The sequence below is a fragment of the Pseudomonas sp. KBW05 genome (assembly GCF_003852405.1).
Taxonomy (GTDB): domain Bacteria; phylum Pseudomonadota; class Gammaproteobacteria; order Pseudomonadales; family Pseudomonadaceae; genus Aquipseudomonas.
In genome coordinates this window covers 109,691-127,819 of record NZ_QAJM01000024.1, presented here as the reverse complement: position 1 = coordinate 127,819, position 18,129 = coordinate 109,691, and the positions used below count along the sequence as shown (strand labels likewise).

The window sequence follows — 18,129 nt, the reverse complement described above, 5'->3', positions numbered from 1 at the left end:
TATGTTTGATTACTCTGCACGTCCAGAACTGCTCAAAGGCCGGGTGATTCTGGTCACCGGCGCCGGCCGCGGGATTGGCGCGGCGGCGGCAAAAACCTACGCCGCCCACGGCGCCACCGTGCTGTTGCTGGGCAAGACCGAAGCCAACCTGGCCCAGGTCTATGACGAAATCGAAGCAGCCGGCCAACCTCAGCCGGTGGTGATCCCCTTCAACCTGGAGACCGCCCTGCCCCATCAATACGATGAGCTGGCAGCGATGATCGAAAAGGAATTCGGCCACCTCGACGGCCTGCTGCACAACGCCTCGATCATCGGCCCACGTACGCCGATCGAGCAGTTGTCCGGTGAAAACTTCATGCGGGTGATGCACGTGAACGTCAACGCGATGTTCATGCTGACCAGCACCTTGCTGCCGCTGCTCAAGCTGTCCCAGGATGCGTCGGTGGTGTTTACCTCCAGCAGCGTCGGGCGCAAGGGTCGGGCGTATTGGGGGGCTTATGGTGTGTCGAAATTTGCCACCGAGGGTTTGATGCAGACCCTGGCTGACGAGCTTGAGGATGTGGCAGCGGTACGCTCCAACAGCATCAACCCAGGCGGCACACGCACCAGCATGCGCGCCCAGGCGTATCCGGGGGAGAACCCGATGGAGCGGCCGGCGCCGGAAGAGATCATGCCGGTGTACCTGTACCTGATGGGGCCGGACAGTGCTGGCATCAACGGCCAGGCGTTTGACGCGCAATAACCCCTGAAACAACACAGAACCAAATGTGACCACAAAAAAATGTGGGAGCGGGCTTGCCCGCGATGGCGGAGTGTCAGGCGAGGTATTCATCACTGACAGACCGCCATCGCAGGCAAGCCAGCTCCCACAGTTGATCTATGTTGTTGGTGAGGACTTAGTTTTTCACGACTTCTTCAAGGGTGAAACGCCCCAACGGGTTTTGCAGGAAGTTACTGATGTTACTGCGTGAGATGTTGATATACGGGCTGTAGTACAAGTCAATCCAGTTCACGTCCTGCTTCGCCAGCTTCTGCAACTCCACATACATCTGCTCACGCTTGACCGGGTCGGCCTCGATCCGTGCGGCCGCCACCAGGTTCTTGACCTTGTCGTTCTTGTAGCGGGTCATGTAGTTCTGGTTGGTGTCGTGGCCCAGAACGAAAGTGGTCTTCTGGTCCGGGTCAAGGATGTCGTTGGTCCAGTACATCACCGAAATATCGTACTCACCGTCCACCAGCATCTGCCAGCTCTGGGTCGGGTCGACCTTTTGCAGGTTGGCGGTCACGCCGACCTTGGCCAACTGGTCCTTGATGATCACCGCGATCTGCTCGTCGGCTTCGTTGCCGGCGTTGACCACGTAGTTGAGCTTCAAGTCCTTGGCGCCGGCATCGGCCAGCAGCTTCTTGGCGGCCGTCGGGTCATACGGGCGTTGCAGGTTGTTGGCGTAGTGGTACAGCGAGCCTTTGGGGATGTAGGAATAGGCCACGGTGCCTTGGCCGTAAGTGGCGGTCTTCACCAGCGATTGTTTGTCGATGGCCAGGTCCAGCGCCTGACGCACCTCGGGCTTGGCCAGCAGGCCGTGCTCGTGGTTGATCAGCAGGTGATCTTCACGGGTCGACGGATCGGCATGGATCACCACGTTCTTGTCTTTCTTCAACTCTTCAACGCGGGAGAACGGCACGAAGATCGCCGTGTCCAGTTCGTTGTTCTGCACCATGCGCATGCGCGTATTATCGTCGGTCACGGAGACCCACTCCACGCCGTCCAGGCTGACGTTCTTGGCCTGCCAGAAGTTCGGGTTCTTCTTCAGGATCACGCGGTCGCCCTTGCGCCACTCGTCCACGGTAAACGCGCCGGAGGTTACCGGGTTTTCCGAGTAGGCGTCTTCGCCCATCTTGGTCATGGCCTTTTCCGACAGGATCGACACCGTCGGCGACGCCAGTTGCGAGAGGAAGGCTACGGCAGGCGTCTTGAGGGTGACCACCAGCGTCTTCGGATCGGCCGCCTTGGCCGTGTCGATCAGGCTGAACGGATCGCTCCACAGCGAGGCCTTGTTGTCACGGATGCGCAACAGGCTGAACGCCGCATCGTCGGCACTGATCGCCGAGCCATCAGAGAACTTCGCATCGCGCAGCTTGAAGGTGTAGGTCAGGCCGTCCTTGGAAATGTCCCAGCTTTCTGCCAACCCCGGCTCCATCTTGGTACCCAGGTTATCCACGCGTACCAGGGTGTCGTACACGTTGGCGAACACCCAGGTGTCACGGTTTTGCGCGCTTTTGATCGGGTCGAACGTGGTGCTGTCTTCACGGCAGCCGATGGTGAGAACACCGGCGGCTTGCGCCAACCCGGCAGTCAGGGACCATGCGGTCAATGTAGCGGCGGCGAGAGACTTCAAATGGCGCGATTGCATATCACAACTCCTTGTTAATGAATGGCAGAAGGTTAAAGCAACGGTTCTTCAAGCACGCAACTGTACCGATGCTCGTGCAGGAAATGGGTAGGCGGCAACACCACGGAACACATCGTTTGCGCATGCCGGCAACGCGGGTGGAAGGCGCAACCGGCAGGCAGGTTAAGCGGGCTCGGTGGCTCACCGGGCAAAGGTTCTGTAGGCAACGGCCGATTGGGATCGATCTCGGGTATCGCTTCGATCAACGCCGCCGTATAGGGATGGCGCGGCGCGGTGAAGACCGCTTCCACCGGCCCTTCCTCAACGATCTTGCCCAGGTACATCACCGCCACGCGGTCGCACAGGCGACGCACGATGGCCAGGTCATGGGCGATAAACAGGATCGCCAGGTTCATGCGTTGTTGCAGTTCCAGCAACAGGTTGATGATCTGGCCCTGGATCGACACATCCAGCGCCGCCACGCACTCATCGGCGATGATCAGGCGCGGCTCCACCGCCAATGCGCGGGCGATACCGACGCGCTGGCACTGGCCGCCGCTGAGGGAGCCGGGCTTGCGACTGGCCAGTTCCGGGCGCAAGCCGACCAGGTCGAGCAGTTCATCGATGCGGTGCGGGATCTGGTCCGGCGTGACCTTGCGCTGCACCCGCAGCACTTCGGCAATGGTTTCGCCGATGGTGTGGCGCGGGTTCAGTGCAGCATAAGGGTCCTGGAAGATCATCGCGGTTTCGTGGCGCAGGCGGGCGATGTCGATGGGACTGCCATGGGCCATGTCGATGCCATCGAACAGTACCTGCCCAGCGCTGATCGGATTGAGGTGCAAGATCGCCCGGCCCAACGTGCTCTTGCCGCTGCCGGACTCGCCAACCAAACCCAGGGTTTCCCCCGCCGCGAGGTTCAGCGAAACACCGTTGACCGCCCTCACCCACTGCTTGTTCAACCCCAGGAAGCCGGAGCCGGACGCGGCAAACTTCACCTCCAGGTCCTTGATCTGCAACAGGCTCATGAGTGCGCTCCCAACGGGTAGTGACAGGCCACGCGTACGCCTTGCGGTACTTGCTCCGCACACAAGGCGCCCACCTGCGGGCAGCGCGGGTTGAAGCGGCAACCGGCTGGCAACGCATCGAGTAACGGCGGCTGGCCGGCAATGGTGCGCAGCAAGGCGTGGCCGCTGCTGTGGGCCGGCTGGCAAGCAATCAGGCCGGCGGTGTACGGGTGTTGCGGGCGCGCCAGCAGGTCGTACTTGCTGCCCTGCTCGCACAAGCGCCCGGCGTACATCACCGCGATGGAATCACAGGTCTGCGCCACCACGCCAAGGTCGTGGGTGATCATGATGATCGACAGGCCGCGCCGGTCGCGCAGGTCCAGCAGCAGGCGCAGAATTTGCGCCTGCACGGTCACATCGAGAGCGGTAGTCGGCTCGTCGGCAATCAACACTCTCGGGTTGCAGCCCAGGGCGACGGCGATCATCGCGCGTTGGCGCATGCCCCCGGAAAACTCGTGGGGATAGTTGTCCACCCGCGCCTGGGGGTCGGGAATGCCGACTTGACGCAGCACCTCGATGGCTTGCCGACGCGCGTCTTTTTTCGACGCGCCCTGGTGCAGGCGAATGCCCTCGGCAATCTGCTCGCCGATGCGCATCAGCGGGTCGAGGTGGCTGCTGGGGTTCTGGAAGATCATGCCCAACTGTCCACCGCGTACGGCGCGCATGCCGGCATCGTCCAGCGTCAACAAATCCTGGCCGGCCAGCCGCACGCCACCACCTTGCACCCGCAGGTTCGGCGACGGCAACAAGCGCATGAGCCCGCGACAGGCCATGGTCTTGCCCGAGCCGCTTTCGCCCACCAGCCCGAGGATTTCGCCTTCGGCCAGGTCGAAGGACACACGATCCACCAGCGTCACATCGCGCCCGGCGTTGTTGGCGATCACGCTCAGGTCTTGCACCTGCAACAGGCTCATGAGCGTTCCCCCAACACTTGCGCGACACCGTCGGCCAGCAGGCTGAAGCCCATGGCCAGGGTGACGATGGCCAGGCCCGGGAATGTACAGATCCACCAGGCCGTGGTGATAAACGCCTGCCCTTCGGCGACCATCGTGCCCCACTCGGCGGTCGGCGGCTGCACCCCCAGGCCCAGATAGCTCACGGCGGCGCCATTGAGCAGCACCAGCACCGCATCCGACATGGAAAATACAATGGAGCCGAACATCGCATTCGGCAGCAAATGCCGGAACAGAATGCGCCCGTGGCCAAAGCCCAGGCTCTTGGCGGCCAGGGCAAAGTCGCTTTCCTTGAGCACCAGGATCTGCGAGCGGATCAACCGCGCATACGACACCCAGCCCACCAGCGCCATGGCAATATAAAAGCTCTGCAAGCCCGGCCCGAGGATGGCCATGATCGCCAGCATCAACACCAGGAACGGGAACGCCAGGATCACGTCGATCACGCGCATGCAAAAGTTGTCGAACCGTCCGCCGATGTAACCGGAGACCGCGCCGACAAAGGTGCCGATCAGGAACGGAAAAATCACGCCGACGATGGCCAGTTGCAGGTCGATGCGCGCACCCCAGATCACCCGGGAGAGGATGTCGCGGCCATAGTTATCGGTGCCGAAAGGATGGGCCAGGCTTGGGGCCAGCAAACTGAACTCGGTGTTCTGCGCAATCGGATCGTAAGGGGCGATCCACGGCGCAAACAGCGCCAGGGCAAACCACAGCAACAGGATCAACAGGCCCCACGCGGCGGTCAGCCGACCGTTGCGAAAACCAAAGCGCAGGCGCAAGCGCCACGGGGCAATCAACGGGCGGCCGCTCATTGCATCTTCACCCGTGGGTCGAGGGCTACCGTCACCACGTCGGCGGCAAAGTTGACCATTACCGTCGCACACGCCAGCACCATGGCCACGCCCTGCACCACCATGTAGTCGCGGGTAAAGATGCCGCGCACCAGCAATTGGCCGATGCCGGGGATCGCAAACAGGCTTTCGATCACCACTGTGCCGCTGATCAGCCAGCCGATATTCACCGCCAGCAGATTGACCGCGGGCACCAGGGAATTGGGTAACACGTGCCGGCGAAACACCGCCGCTTCCGACAACCCGCGCGCCCGGGCGGCGGTGACGTGATCGGCCTGCAACTCCATCAACATGCTCGCCCGCAGGTTGCGCACCAGCACGGCCGACAGCGCCAGGGCAATGGTCAGGCACGGCAAGACCATGTGATGCGCCTTGTCGAGAAAGGTGCGGCCGTAGCCAGACACCGGAAACAGGCCCCACTTCACACTCAGCAGCAGGATCAGCATCAAGCCCAGCCAGAACGCCGGCATCCCCAGGCCGACCGTGGTGAATACACGGATCAGGTTATCCACCCAGCCGCCCTTGTTGCGCGCCGCCAGGGTGGCCAGCGGCACCGCGATCAACAGCGCCAGCAGCACGCTGCCGAGCACCAGCACCAGGGTCGGTTCAATGCGGGTGACGATCAGCTTCAGGGCATCGACCTTGTACAACAACGATTGGCCGAGATCGCCCTTGAGCAGGTTCTTCAGGAAGTAGAAATATTGCAGCCACAACGGTTGGTCGAGGCCGTACTGGGCGCGGATTTTCAGCAGCGCGTCCGGTGTGCTGCGCGAGCCCAGCAAGGCGCGCGCCGGATCGCCGGGGATCGAGCGCACCAGGATAAAAGTGATCAGGCTGATGCCAAACAACACCGGCAGCAATTGCAGCGGCCGGGACAGCACAAAACGGTAGCGCGCCAGATTCATCCGTCAGCCTCGGTGACGCGCGAGGAAGTCCAGCAACACCGGGAAATAGGCCTGGGGCTCTTCGTAAAACGGCATATGACTGCTGTTGGGAAACACGTGCAGCTCGGCATGCTTGACCGCCATCTTCATGCGCATCGCACAGGCCGGGGTGAGTTCGTCGTGTTGGCCGGTGGTGATCAGCGTGGGCATCTTGAAGTCGGCCATCTCGGGGATGCGGTTCCAGTCCTTGAGGTTGCCGACATAGAGGAACTCGTTGGGCCCCTGCATGGTTTCGTAAGGGCCCATGTTCCAGTCGCCGAGGGAGCGCTTGACCGGCTCGGGCCATTCGTCCAGGCGGCACACGTGGCGATAGTTGAGCAAAGTGATGGCGGCCTGGTACTGCGGATGGTCGAGGGTGCCCATGGCTTCGTGGCGCTGCATCATTGCCACGGTTTCACTGCCGAGGGCGCCGCGCAGGCGTTCAAGCTCCTGGGACAGGTGCGGAATGTCACCGACAGTGTTTTCGAGGATCAGGCTTTTCAGTGCATCGGGGTAATGGATGGCGTATTCGATGCCGAGCCAGCCGCCCCAGGAATGCCCCAGCAGATGCACGCGCCCAAGGCCCAGGGTTTGGCGCACGGTTTCGACTTCTTCGACATAACGGCGGATTTCCCACAAGGAAACATCGGTCGGTCTGGCTGATGCGCCAGTGCCAAGCTGGTCGAATGCAACCACTCGCAGGTTATGATCCTTGAGCCAGCCATGGGCGTCGCGCAAGTAGTCACACGGCAGGCCCGGCCCGCCGTTGAGGCACAAGAGCACCTCATCGCCTTCGCCGAAGCTGTAGACCACGAGGTTATGGCCGTCGACTTGCACGTTGTACTGCTGGTCGGGGGCAATTTCACGCCACATGCATACTTTCCTTGTGTGGTATCGGCCTGGCTGGCAGCGGCCGTTGATCAGGCCAACACTACCGAGGATGCCGTGCGTCCATAACCTAGTATTTCTTATAGGTTTAGCCTGGCAGTCCTTCGCCGGGGCGTGGCATTCTACTTGCCGCAAGTCGAGATTCAAATGAATTCGGGAGCAGAACGGATGCTGGCCAAGCTTACTGCCTTCAATAACCGTCTGATGCCGGGCAGGAGCCTGGACGAACAGATGGACAACACCTTTATCCTTGCCCAACAGTTGGGCTTCGATGCATTGGTGTACGACTACACCCCGGTGCCCATGGACCATGACGGCGCCTTGATCACCCCCTCGGTACTGGAACTGCGCAACACACCGCCCGACTGGCACGCGTTGTGGTGTGGCGAAGGGTTCTACCAGATCGACCCGGTGCAGCACCTGGCCTTGAGCACGGTATCGCCATTTGTCTGGTCCTACGAGGCCAAAGCCCAGACGGCCCTGCAAAAGATCATCGACCCCTGTCACGCCCCTGTTTCCTCGTACCTGCATGAACGCCAACTGACCTGCGGCGTCAGTGTGCCCATCCACTTGCCGCGCGGTGGCTTTGCCTCGTTGACCGGCTTGCGCACCGGCAAGGCCCGCAGTGTGTTGCAGGATGCCCAGCAGACCCTGGCAGATTTCAGCCTGATCACCCACGCCTTGCAGGAAGCGGCCTACCCGCTATTCAGCAAAGAGCTACGCACGTACCCGCATATCCACCTGACCAAACGCGAACGCGAATGCCTGAAATGGGCCGCCGACGGGCTCACCGCCGCTGAAATCGCCACGCAATTGAGCCGCTCACTGGCAGTGGTCACCCTGCACCTGGCCTCGGCGATGCACAAGCTGGGGGCCAAGAACCGCGTCCAGGCGGTGGTGCGCGCCACCCATTACCGCTTGCTGGAAGATTGACCGATGGGTAAAACCTAGCTGTTTTGCTAGTTACCTAAATGTGGCGTGCCGACTATTGTGTCCCTGATCCTTTTTTCACGAGCAGGGTACGAAATGGAATTCATCGAACAGATCCGCGAAGGGTATGCGGCTTTTGGCGCCTACCAGACCTGGTACCGCGTCACCGGCGACCTGACCACCGGCCGCACGCCGCTGGTGATCATCCACGGCGGCCCCGGTTGCACCCATGACTATGTCGACGCCTTCAAGGACGTCGCCGCCAGCGGCCATGCCGTGATCCACTACGATCAACTGGGCAACGGCCGCTCCACCCATCTGCCGGACAAAGACCCTTCGTTCTGGACCGTCGACCTGTTCCTCGCCGAACTCGACAACCTGCTCGACCACCTGAACATCAGCGATAACTACGCGATTCTCGGCCAGTCCTGGGGCGGCATGCTCGGCAGCGAACACGCGATCCGCCAGCCCAAGGGCCTGCGCGCGTTTATCCCGGCCAACTCGCCGACGTGCATGCGCACCTGGGTCAGCGAAGCCAACCGCCTGCGCAAGCTATTGCCCGAAGGCGTGCATGAAACCCTGCTCAAGCATGAAGCCGCCGGCACCTATCAAGACCCGGAATACCTCGCCGCCTCGCGGATTTTCTATGACCAGCACGTGTGCCGCGTCAATCCGTGGCCGGAAGAAGTCGCGCGCACCTTTGCCCAAGTTGACTCGGACCCCACGGTGTACCACGCCATGAGCGGCCCGACCGAGTTCCACGTAATCGGCAGCTTGAAGGATTGGAAGTCGATTGGCCGGTTGTCGGCGATCAATGTGCCGACCCTGGTGATCTCCGGGCGGCATGACGAGGCCACGCCATTGGTGGTCAAGCCGTTCCTGGATGAGATCGCGAACGTGCGCTGGGCGCTGTTTGAAGACTCCAGCCACATGCCCCATGTCGAAGAACGCCAGGCGTGCATGGGCACTGTGGTGAAGTTTTTGGATGAGGCGTGTTCGGTACCGTACAAAACCCTCAAGGCTAGCTGAATTACCAATGTGGGAGCGGGCTTGCTCGCGAAGGCGGTGGGTCAGCTTGCACATGTACTAGCTGATCTACCGCCTTCGCGAGCAAGCCCGCTCCCACATTTTTCAAACCTCAGTGGTCTCGGGCTTTACGGTCTTCTTTTGGACCTCCGCCACCAACGGAATCTCCTTGCCCTCGGCATCAAACAACTTGCCCCCGCGGAAGTAATCCCCGTCGCGCAACGCGGCCACATCGTGGAAACACAAACTACGCTCCGTCCCTGCCACAAACACCGATTGCTGGTCCGAGTTACCGGCAGTGAAGTGATTGAACGCCAGGTTCAGCAGGATCGCCATGATCGCCGACGAACTGATCCCCGAGTGGAAAATGGTCGCGAACCAGGTCGGGAAATGATCATAGAAGCTTGGAGCGGCAATCGGGATCATGCCAAAACCGATGGAAGTGGCGACGATGATCAGGTTCATGTTATTGCGATAGTCCACCTTCGACAGCGTACGGATACCGCTGGCCGCCACGGTGCCAAACAGCACAATACCCGCCCCGCCCAGCACTGAAGTCGGCACCGCTGCGATCACTCGGCCCATAAATGGCAGCAGACCGAGGATCACCAGGAACAACCCGCCCGTTGCCACCACAAAGCGGCTCTTTACCCCGGTAACCGCCACCAGCCCTACGTTCTGGGCGAAGGCACTCTGGGTGAACGAGCCAAAGATCGGCGCGAACATGCTCGACAGCATGTCGGCGCGCAAACCATTGCCCAAGCGCTTGGAATCGACCTTGGTGTCAATAATCTCGCCGACGGCGAGGATATCCGCCGAGGTTTCCACCAGCGTCACCATCACCACGATGCACATGGAGATGATCGCGGCCACATGGAAGGTTGGCATGCCGAAATGGAATGGTGTGGGGAAACCGAACATTGGCCCCTGGGTCACCCCGGAGAAGTCCGCCATGCCCAGGAACACGGCAATCACGGTGCCGATCACCATCGCCAGCAGGATCGACAGACGGGAGATGGTCGCGCTGCCGATCTTGCTCAACAGCAACACCAGCATCAGCGTCAACGCGGCCAGGCCGATATTGGACATGCTGCCAAAATCCGCCGCGCGGCTGTTGCCGCCCATCGCCCAACGCGCCGCAACGGGCATCAGGGTCAGGCCGATGGTGGTGATGACGATACCGGTCACCAGGGGCGGGAAGAATTTGGTTATTCGCGAGAACACCGGGGTAATCAACAGCCCGATAAACGACGCGGCCATCACCGCCCCGAGAATCGCCGGCACCCCGCCGGCGCCATCACTGCCGACGATCGCCACCATGGTGGCCACACCGGCAAACGACACGCCCTGCACCAGCGGCAACTGACAACCAAAAAACGGTAAACCCAAGGTTTGCAACAACGTGGCCAGGCCACCGGCAAACAGCGACGCGGCGATCAACAAGCCAATGTCTGCTGGCGACAACCCGGCTGCCTGACCGACGATCAGCGGCACGGCGACAATGCCACCGTACATGGTGAGGACATGCTGCAGGCCGTAAGCCATGTTGGCGGCGACGCCCAGATTTTCATCTTCGGGCCGCTGCGGTGACGCCTTCGGGATAGTCATGGTGAGGGGATCTCTGTTTTTGTTGTGCAATCACTGTATGCAAAGGAAACACGGGATGTCCATAGAGTTGTATACAATCAATTCCACAACAGCCTTGTAATCCTCGTTACAAAAATCCATTCAGCCGCCCTGTCCCGTGGCCTGAAGACCTGCGCAAAAGGACCTGAAAAAAAATGCTCAACCGCAAATTGCGCATCCACGCCCCGGCGATCTATTACTTCGACATGGTGCGGCGCTGCCATTCGATCCGCGAAGCCGCGCGGCGCTTGAACGTGGCGTCATCGGCGGTGAACCGGCAGATCCTCAAGCTGGAAGATGAGATGGGGGCGACGCTGTTTGATCGCTTGCCGGGCGGCCTGCGTGTGACGGCGGCCGGCGAAATCCTCACGCGCCACATCACGCTGCTGTTGCAGGATGTGGAACGGGTGCGCGGTGAACTGGATGGATTGCATGGCGTGCAGACCGGCCATGTGGAAATCGCCACGGTGGAAGGGGCTGCCGTCGAGTTGCTGCCCGCCGCCCTCAAGCGCATGCGCGAGCGCTATCCGAAAGTGACGATTGGCGTCACGGTGCAAGGCTCGCAGTCGATTCCCAGCGCAGTGGTCAATGGCCAGGCGGATTTGGGACTGGCTTTTGCCCTGCCTCGCGGTGGTGAAATCACCCAACTGTGTGTCGGCCATTTCCGCCTTGGCGCGCTGATGACACCCAGTCATGTGTTGGCCGGTGAAAGTCATGTCAGCTACGCACAGTGCTGCGAACACGGAGTGATCCAGGCCAAGAGCGAGCTGTCGGTGCATCACCTGATCGCCCCGCTGCACAAGCGTGCTGCGCCGAACAAGGCGCTGCTGCACAGCAACTCCATGGAGTTGGCCCGGCAGTTGGCACGCCAGCAATTGGGCATTGCCTTCCAGACCCGGATCGGCATCGAGGCCGACCTGGCACGCGGCGAATTGCTGCATATCCCCTTGAGTGACCAGGGTGGAATCTTCAGCGACCTGGGCGTGTATGCGCGCAAAGACCGCGACCTGCCGGTGGCGGTGCAAGCGTTGGCGCATTTGCTGGGCGAGGAAATTGCCTTGCGCGAGCGCGATGAAACGCCCCTGGCGCCACGTATTTCCTGACTTTCAGGGCAAGCCGACTGCTGCCGTTTCGGCATCGGCCCAGGCGAGATTCTGTTCTTTGGCGTGCGCCATCCTTGTGTCGATACTGCGCCCGGCGGCCCCTGCAAGGTCGCCATGAGCCAAACGCCAAAGGAATTAAAACAATGAAAAAGGCACTGCACGGCGCAACCGTATTGCTCACCCTCCTCGGCGGCGGGGAGGCTGTCGCGGTGGAATGGATGAACAACAGCGTAGGATTTCGCTACGGCCAACAGTTCACTAATCCGAATAACCCCGACGAATTCAGCAAGCGTATCTATAGTTTCACCCACGCCAGCGGCTACACGTACGGCAGTAACTTTCTCAACCTGGACGTGTTCCTGTCCGACAGCAGCGACCCGCGCAAGGGCACCGATCACGGCGGCAGCGAGGTGTACGCGGTGTATCGACACCAGCTGTACGCGTCACGGGTGTTCGATGTGCCGTTGGGCACCGGGTTGGTCAAGGATTACGCGCTGACCCTGGGCTTCGATGCCAACCGCAACAACAACTTCGCCTCGGCGAAAAAACGTGCAGTGGTGGTCGGCCCGACCTTGAAGTTCAACACCGTCGGCGTGTTGGATCTGAGCCTGCTGTACTACAAGGAAAAGAACCACACTGGTATTCCCGGCGCACAAGAGTCGAACCACACCTTCGACGACACCTACATGCTCAACCTGACCTGGATGCGCCCCTTCGAAATCGCCAACCACGCGGCGAAATTCCAGGGTTTCATCAACTACGTCGGCGAGAAAGGCGAGGACTACCACGGCCGCGACACCGCGCCCGAAGCGCTGATGCGCAGTGCACTGATGGTGGCGGTGCGGCCGGGTAAAAGCGTGAAGCCGAACCTGTATCTCGGGGTGGGTTACGAGTATTGGCACAACAAATTCGGTGTGGACGGTGGCCGGGGTAGCCGCACGTCGACGCCGACGGTGAATATGGAAGTGACGTTCTAGATCTCTACTGGCGAACCCGGATCAAAATGTGGGAGCTGGCTTGCCTGCGATGCTGGCGACTCGGTGTTTCAGATACACCGAGGTGATGCTATCGCAGGCAAGCCAGCTCCCACAGTTGATCGCATTACACTTCTAAGCCTGTGCCAGCTTCGAACCGTCAGCCTTTGGCCGAGCCAACCAGTACCCCAACACCGCCAACGGCGCGGTCGCCAGCATCACGATCACGGTAATCAGCAACGGTTGGTCAATCATCGACGACACCAACAGGCTGCTGAGAAAACACAGTCCCAGTTGCAGGGTGTTTTGCAACGCCGCCGCCTTGCCGGAATTTTCGGCAAACGGCATCAGTGCATTCGCCACCACAATCGGGTAACTGGCACCGTTGACCAGCGCCATCAGGCAGAACGGAATCAGCAAAGTGGTGAGGGTCGGCACGGTCAGCGTCGCGACCAGGTACAGCGCCACCATGCTGATGCAATACGCCACCAGCAACCAGGGCAACAGGGTCTTGCCCTGGAAGCGCTGCAAGGCGCTGCGGCAACTGTAGCCACCCACCAGAAACGCCAATGTCGGCAGGACGTAGCTCAGGCCAATATCGTTCGGGCTGTAGCCCATATCGCCGAGGATGAAGGGCGAAGCCGTCAGCCAGGCGAAGAAACTGGCGGAACACGCGGCAAAGATCATCACGTTGCCGGTAAACACCCGGGAGCTGAGCAATTGGCCATAGCCGAGACGCGAAGGTGCGCCCTCTTCTGCCGGACGTTTCGGCACACGGCGCAGGAGCAATGTCGGCAGCAGCAACAGCAGCGACACCCCCAGCAACACGCCGAAGATCGCCTGCCAGCCAAAGTGATTCAACACGATCGCCCCCAACAACGGCGCCAACGCGGGCGACAAAGACATCAGTGGCATGATGCTGGCGAACACGCGGTGGGCCTTCTCAGCCGGATAGCGGTCAATCACCAGTGCCTGCCAGCTTACGGCAGCGGAACATACGCCAATCGCCTGGATAAAACGCAGCGCGAGCAGTTGCGGCGCGGTCTCGACCCAGAACATGCCCGCGCAACCCAGCACGAACAGGCTCAAGCCGGCGAGCAGAATCGGCTTGCGCCCCAGGCGGTCGGACAACGGCCCCCACAGCAACTGCCCTACCGCGAAGCCAGCGAGAAAAATACTCAAGCTGGCGCCCACCGCGCCAGCGCCAATCTGTAGTTGCTCGCCCATGGCGCCGAACGCCGGCAAGTACATGTCCATGGCGAGGTAGCCGAGCATGCTCAGCCCCGCCAGATACCAGGTGAAACCAAAAGAATTTTTCATCGAAGCCTTGTAGATCCTGCCATCAAACTATTTGCTGACTGGCGCCCATTATGAAGCTGACAGTTTCTATGTGAAGCGATAATAATTGGACACTCTTATCAATAAATTTGAAGGCAACGGCCATGTGGTCCGAATACTCCCTGGATGTAGTCGATGCGGTGGCACGCCACGGCAGCTTCAGCGCCGCAGCGCAGGAATTGAACCGCGTGCCGTCGGCCATCAGCTATACGGTGCGTCAGATTGAAGAGTGGCTGGCGGTGCCATTGTTCGTGCGTCGACACCGCGATGTCGAGTTGACCGCCGCCGGGCGCCTGTTTGTCGACGAGACACGGGGCGTGATGAAAAAAATGCTCGGCACCCGGCGCTTGTGCCAGCAGGTGGCCAATGGCTGGAGCGGCCAGTTGAAAGTCGCCGTAGACTCCATCGTCAAACCCCAGCGCTGCCGGCAATTGGTGCTGGATTTCTACCGGCAGTTTCCCGAAGTGGAATTGCTGCTGGAGTACGAGGTGTACAACGGCGTGTGGGATGCCCTGGCCGACGAGCGCACCGACATCGTCATCGGCGCCACCAGCGCAGTGCCGGTGGCCAGTCACTTCACCTTTCGTGACATGGGCCTGTTGAACTGGCTGTGCGTGGTCAGCGCGCGGCATCCGCTGGCGGCCATGGAAGGCTTGCTCAGTGACGATCAACTGCGGCCCTTTGCCTCGCTGTGCATGACCGACACCTCGCGCAACCTGCCCAAGCGCGACACCTGGACCCTGGATAACCAACGCCGGCTGGTGGTGCCGAATTGGGCCTCGGCCATCGATTGCCTGCGCGACGGCCTGTGCGTCGGCATGGCGCCAGCACATCAGGTGCTGCCGTGGATCGAACGCGGTGAGTTGGTGGCGCTGCAGTTGAGCCGGCCGTTTCCGGCCAGCCCATCGTGTGTGGCCTGGGCGCAGAGCAAGTTGTCGCCGGCGATGACTTGGTTGTTGGATTATCTGGGGGACAAGGAGACGATGAATCAGGAATGGCTCAATGGCCCCTGAAACATATGGGTATCCCTATGTGGGAGCGGGCTTGCTCGCGAAGGCTGTGTATCAGATACGGATTTATTCACTGACACACCGCCTTCGCGAGCAAGCCCGCTCCCACATTTTTTGATTGGGGTTAGTCCAACAAGCGGGTGATGGCCCGTACGATCATCTCGACCTCTTTGGCATCCAGGGTCAGCGGCGGCAGCAGGCGAATGATCTTGCCCCGTGTCACGTTGATCAACAAGCCGTGCTCCTGCGCCGCACGCTGGGCCAGGTCACGATAGGGGCTGGCCAGCTCGATGCCGATCATCAAGCCCTGGCCACGAATCGCCAGCACCTGTGGGTGCTCACTCAACTCTACCCGCAGCCGGGCCAGCAGGCGCTCGCCCTGTTGCGCCGCGTTCTGCAGCAAGCCTTGCTCTTCAATAATATCCAGCACCGTGCAGCCTACGCGGCAGGCCAGCGGATTGCCGCCAAAGGTGCTGCCGTGACTGCCCGGGGTGAACAGCTGCGCCACCGCCGACCGCGCCAGGCAGGCGCCGATGGGCACGCCGTTGCCAAGGCCTTTGGCCAGGGTCATCACATCCGGGAGAATGCCTTCGTGCTGGAACGCAAACCAAGTGCCGGTGCGGCCGATGCCGGTCTGGATTTCGTCGAGCATCAGCAGCCAACCGTGGCGTGTACAGTGATCACGCAGGGCGTATAGATAGCCGGGCGGTGCAGGCAGCACGCCACTTTCGCCCTGGATGGGTTCCAACAGGACGGCGGCGATACGCGCGCCGTACGCCTTGGTGATCGCCTCGATCGCCGCGATGTCACCAAACCCCACCTTGATAAAATCCCCCGGCAGGCGCTGGAAGCCCAGCCGCACCGATGGCCCGTCGCTGGCCGCCATGGTGCCCAGGGTGCGGCCGTGGAAGGCGTTTTCCATCACCACCACCAACGGTTCTTCGATGCCCTTTTTCCAGCCATGCAAGCGCGCCAGTTTCAACGCCGTCTCGTTAGCCTCGGCGCCGGAGTTATTGAAGAACGCGCGGTCGAGGCCGGACAACCGGGCCAGACGCAGGGCCAGGCGTTGTTGCCAGTCGATGCTGTAGAGGTTGGAGGTGTGCAGCAGCAGTCCCGCCTGCTCACTGATGGCACTCACCAGTCGGGGATGGGAATGCCCCACATTGGTCACCGCCACACCCGCCACCGCGTCCAGGTATTCGCGGCCTTGCTGGTCCCACAGGCGCGTGCCCAGGCCACGGGTAAAACTCAGGGCCAAGGGTTGATAAGTGGTCATCAGGCAGGTGGCGGTCATGGTCGCAGCTCCAATACATCGTTGTAATGCTTGCACTATCGTTAGCCACCCGAGCTGGATAAACTGCGCTTTTATGCAATGACTTTGAACCAGGACTTGATAATGGATTTGTTCCAGGCGATGTCGGTGTACGTAAAAGTCGTGGAAACCGGCAGCATGACGGCCGCCGCACAGGCCTGCGGGATGTCGACCACCATGGTCGGCAATCACCTGCGCGCCCTCGAACAGCGCCTCGGGGTCAGCCTGCTCAAGCGCACCACGCGCAAACAAAGCCTCACGGAATTCGGCGGGCAGTACTACCAGCGCTGCCTGGAAGTGCTGGGGCTGGTGGCCGACTCCGAGCAACTGGCCGAGCAGGCCCACAGCGACGTGCCCAAAGGCACCCTGCGCATCACCGCGCCACCGGCCTTTGGCACCGAGCGCCTGGCCCCGGCCTTGAGCGAGTTTTCCCAGCGCTACCCGTTGATCAAGCTCTATGTCGTGCTCAGCAACCAGCGCATGGACATGGTCGACAGCGGCTTCGACGTGGCGATCCGCCTGGGCGACCTGGAACCTTCCAGCCTGATCGCCCGGCCGATGCAGGATTACACCATCACCCTGTGTGCCTCGCCGAGCTACCTGGCGCGACGTGGCACGCCGCAAACCCCCGACGACCTGCAAAAGCACGACTGCCTGGCATTCGCCTACCCCTCCACCGACGATTGGCGCAACGCCGACAAGCTCTGGCGCATGAGCGGCGCCGAAGGCGAAGTGGAAATTCCGGTGTCCGGCTCGCTGACCATCAACAGCTCGCAAGCGCTGCGCCAGGCGGCGGTGCAAGGCATGGGCATCGTCATGCTGCCCGATGCCCTGGTGCAGCCCGACTTGCAGGACGGCAAGCTCGTAGCCCTGCTGACCGCCTATCAACTGCCCAGCCGCCCCATGCATTTGCTGTACGGCCAGGATCGTTATCGCCTGCCAAAACTGCGGGCGTTCGTCGATTTCGCCATGGAGAAATGGGCGCGCTAGAAGCCCACCCCCAACTCCCGCAGGCAGGCGGCGGTGTGTTCTGCTGATACGTGGTGAATGCCCTGCCAGCCCAGGGCCACCGCCGCGTCGATATTGCCGGCCACATCATCGATGAACACCACCTCTGCCGGCTGGATATCCGGCAGGTGGGCGCGTATCTGGTTGAGGCTCGCGTGGTAGATCGCCGCGTCGGGCTTGATCAACTGCAGTTCGCCGGATACCACGATGTCGCGAAAATACTGCAGGAACGGGTAGTTGGCCCGCGCATAGGGAAAGGTCTCGGCCGACCAGTTGGTGAGCCCGAACAACGGCATGTTGGCCTGGTGCAATGCCTTGAGGATCGTCACGCCTTCCGCCAGCGGGCCGCGCAGCATCTCGTGCCAGCGCGCGTAATAGGCGCGGATCAACGCTTCATGATGGGGGTGCTGCTCGACCAGGATGCGGGTGCCTTCGGCCAGTGAGCGGCCGGCGTCCTGCTCGGTGTTCCAGGCCTGGGTGCAGATGGTGTCGAGGAACCATTGCCGTTCGCGGTCGTCGGCAATCAGTTTGCGGTACAGATGGTGCGGGTTCCAATCGAACAGGACACCGCCGAAATCAAAAACTACTGCACGAATCGTCATCAGATCCTCCGTTAGCGTGAGTGATAGCTGGCGGAGTCTGGCAGATCGGAGAGACCAAGCGCGCTCAAAAAAGCGTAAGAAAGTTCTGAGAACACACAAAACAAATGTGGGAGCGGGCTTGCCCGCGA

The 18,129-nt window shown here is 61.2% G+C and carries 17 protein-coding genes; 7 read left to right on the top strand and 10 right to left on the bottom strand.

Annotated elements, in window-relative coordinates; all coding sequences use genetic code 11:
• Position 1 precedes the first annotated feature (1 nt).
• Complete coding sequence (locus tag DBR46_RS23225) at positions 2 to 742, top strand: YciK family oxidoreductase (protein ID WP_016975315.1); 741 nt, start codon at positions 2 to 4, stop codon at positions 740 to 742.
• Between the two features lie 154 nt (positions 743 to 896).
• Here the strand turns inward: DBR46_RS23225 and DBR46_RS23220 are convergent, their stop codons facing one another.
• The 6 genes from DBR46_RS23220 to DBR46_RS23195 are packed head-to-tail and all read right to left on the bottom strand — an operon-like array spanning position 897 to position 7,057.
• Complete coding sequence (locus DBR46_RS23220; protein ID WP_124528084.1) at positions 897 to 2,411, bottom strand: ABC transporter substrate-binding protein; 1,515 nt, start codon at positions 2,409 to 2,411, stop codon at positions 897 to 899.
• A 32-nt stretch (positions 2,412 to 2,443) separates the two neighbouring features.
• Positions 2,444 to 3,415 (bottom strand): ABC transporter ATP-binding protein, encoded by a 972-nt coding sequence (locus tag DBR46_RS23215; RefSeq protein ID WP_124528083.1) that lies wholly within the window; start codon positions 3,413 to 3,415, stop codon positions 2,444 to 2,446.
• Complete coding sequence (locus DBR46_RS23210; protein ID WP_124528082.1) at positions 3,412 to 4,368, bottom strand: ABC transporter ATP-binding protein; 957 nt, start codon at positions 4,366 to 4,368, stop codon at positions 3,412 to 3,414. The genes DBR46_RS23215 and DBR46_RS23210 overlap by 4 nt, the downstream gene beginning before the upstream one ends.
• Positions 4,365 to 5,222, bottom strand: a complete 858-nt coding sequence (locus DBR46_RS23205; RefSeq protein WP_124528081.1) for an ABC transporter permease — start codon at positions 5,220 to 5,222, stop codon at positions 4,365 to 4,367. The genes DBR46_RS23210 and DBR46_RS23205 overlap by 4 nt, the downstream gene beginning before the upstream one ends.
• Entirely contained in the window at positions 5,219 to 6,166 is a 948-nt protein-coding gene (locus tag DBR46_RS23200) for an ABC transporter permease (RefSeq protein WP_124528080.1), read from the bottom strand. The genes DBR46_RS23205 and DBR46_RS23200 overlap by 4 nt, the downstream gene beginning before the upstream one ends.
• A 3-nt stretch (positions 6,167 to 6,169) precedes the next feature.
• Positions 6,170 to 7,057 carry a proline iminopeptidase-family hydrolase gene (locus tag DBR46_RS23195; protein WP_124528079.1) on the bottom strand — a complete coding sequence of 296 codons (888 nt, stop codon included), beginning with the start codon at positions 7,055 to 7,057 and terminating at the stop codon, positions 6,170 to 6,172.
• 183 nt (positions 7,058 to 7,240) lie between these two features.
• Here DBR46_RS23195 and DBR46_RS23190 point away from each other — a divergent pair, with 183 nt between their 5' ends.
• The gene (locus DBR46_RS23190) at positions 7,241 to 8,005 is read left to right on the top strand and encodes a LuxR family transcriptional regulator (protein WP_124528078.1); all 765 of its coding nucleotides are present in this window, start codon (positions 7,241 to 7,243) and stop codon (positions 8,003 to 8,005) included.
• 93 nt (positions 8,006 to 8,098) lie between these two features.
• Positions 8,099 to 9,031, top strand: a complete 933-nt coding sequence (locus tag DBR46_RS23185) for a proline iminopeptidase-family hydrolase (protein WP_124528077.1) — start codon at positions 8,099 to 8,101, stop codon at positions 9,029 to 9,031.
• Between the two features lie 102 nt (positions 9,032 to 9,133).
• Here DBR46_RS23185 and DBR46_RS23180 read toward each other — a convergent pair whose 3' ends face one another.
• Entirely contained in the window at positions 9,134 to 10,636 is a 1,503-nt protein-coding gene (locus DBR46_RS23180; RefSeq protein WP_124528076.1) for a nucleobase:cation symporter-2 family protein, read from the bottom strand.
• Positions 10,637 to 10,809: 173 nt separating this feature from the next.
• On the opposite strand from DBR46_RS23180, the gene DBR46_RS23175 reads away from it, so the two are divergent.
• The gene (locus DBR46_RS23175; protein WP_124528075.1) at positions 10,810 to 11,757 is read left to right on the top strand and encodes a LysR family transcriptional regulator; all 948 of its coding nucleotides are present in this window, start codon (positions 10,810 to 10,812) and stop codon (positions 11,755 to 11,757) included.
• 143 nt (positions 11,758 to 11,900) lie between these two features.
• Positions 11,901 to 12,734: a nucleoside-binding protein gene (locus tag DBR46_RS23170; protein ID WP_124528074.1), complete on the top strand. Its 834-nt coding sequence runs from the start codon at positions 11,901 to 11,903 to the stop codon at positions 12,732 to 12,734.
• 132 nt (positions 12,735 to 12,866) lie between these two features.
• Here the strand turns inward: DBR46_RS23170 and punC are convergent, their stop codons facing one another.
• The gene (gene punC / locus DBR46_RS23165) at positions 12,867 to 14,051 is read right to left on the bottom strand and encodes a purine nucleoside transporter PunC (RefSeq protein WP_124528073.1); all 1,185 of its coding nucleotides are present in this window, start codon (positions 14,049 to 14,051) and stop codon (positions 12,867 to 12,869) included.
• A 122-nt stretch (positions 14,052 to 14,173) separates the two neighbouring features.
• Between punC and punR the strand changes: the two genes are divergently transcribed.
• The gene (punR, locus tag DBR46_RS23160) at positions 14,174 to 15,082 is read left to right on the top strand and encodes a DNA-binding transcriptional activator PunR (RefSeq protein WP_124528072.1); all 909 of its coding nucleotides are present in this window, start codon (positions 14,174 to 14,176) and stop codon (positions 15,080 to 15,082) included.
• A 121-nt stretch (positions 15,083 to 15,203) separates the two neighbouring features.
• Here punR and DBR46_RS23155 read toward each other — a convergent pair whose 3' ends face one another.
• On the bottom strand, positions 15,204 to 16,373 hold the full coding sequence (locus DBR46_RS23155; protein WP_124528071.1) for an aspartate aminotransferase family protein: 1,170 nt from the start codon (positions 16,371 to 16,373) through the stop codon (positions 15,204 to 15,206).
• Between the two features lie 102 nt (positions 16,374 to 16,475).
• On the opposite strand from DBR46_RS23155, the gene DBR46_RS23150 reads away from it, so the two are divergent.
• Positions 16,476 to 17,381, top strand: a complete 906-nt coding sequence (locus tag DBR46_RS23150) for a LysR family transcriptional regulator (protein ID WP_124528070.1) — start codon at positions 16,476 to 16,478, stop codon at positions 17,379 to 17,381.
• Here DBR46_RS23150 and DBR46_RS23145 read toward each other — a convergent pair.
• Positions 17,378 to 18,001: an HAD family phosphatase gene (locus DBR46_RS23145; RefSeq protein ID WP_124528069.1), complete on the bottom strand. Its 624-nt coding sequence runs from the start codon at positions 17,999 to 18,001 to the stop codon at positions 17,378 to 17,380. The genes DBR46_RS23150 and DBR46_RS23145 overlap by 4 nt on opposite strands.
• Positions 18,002 to 18,129: the final 128 nt, after the last annotated feature.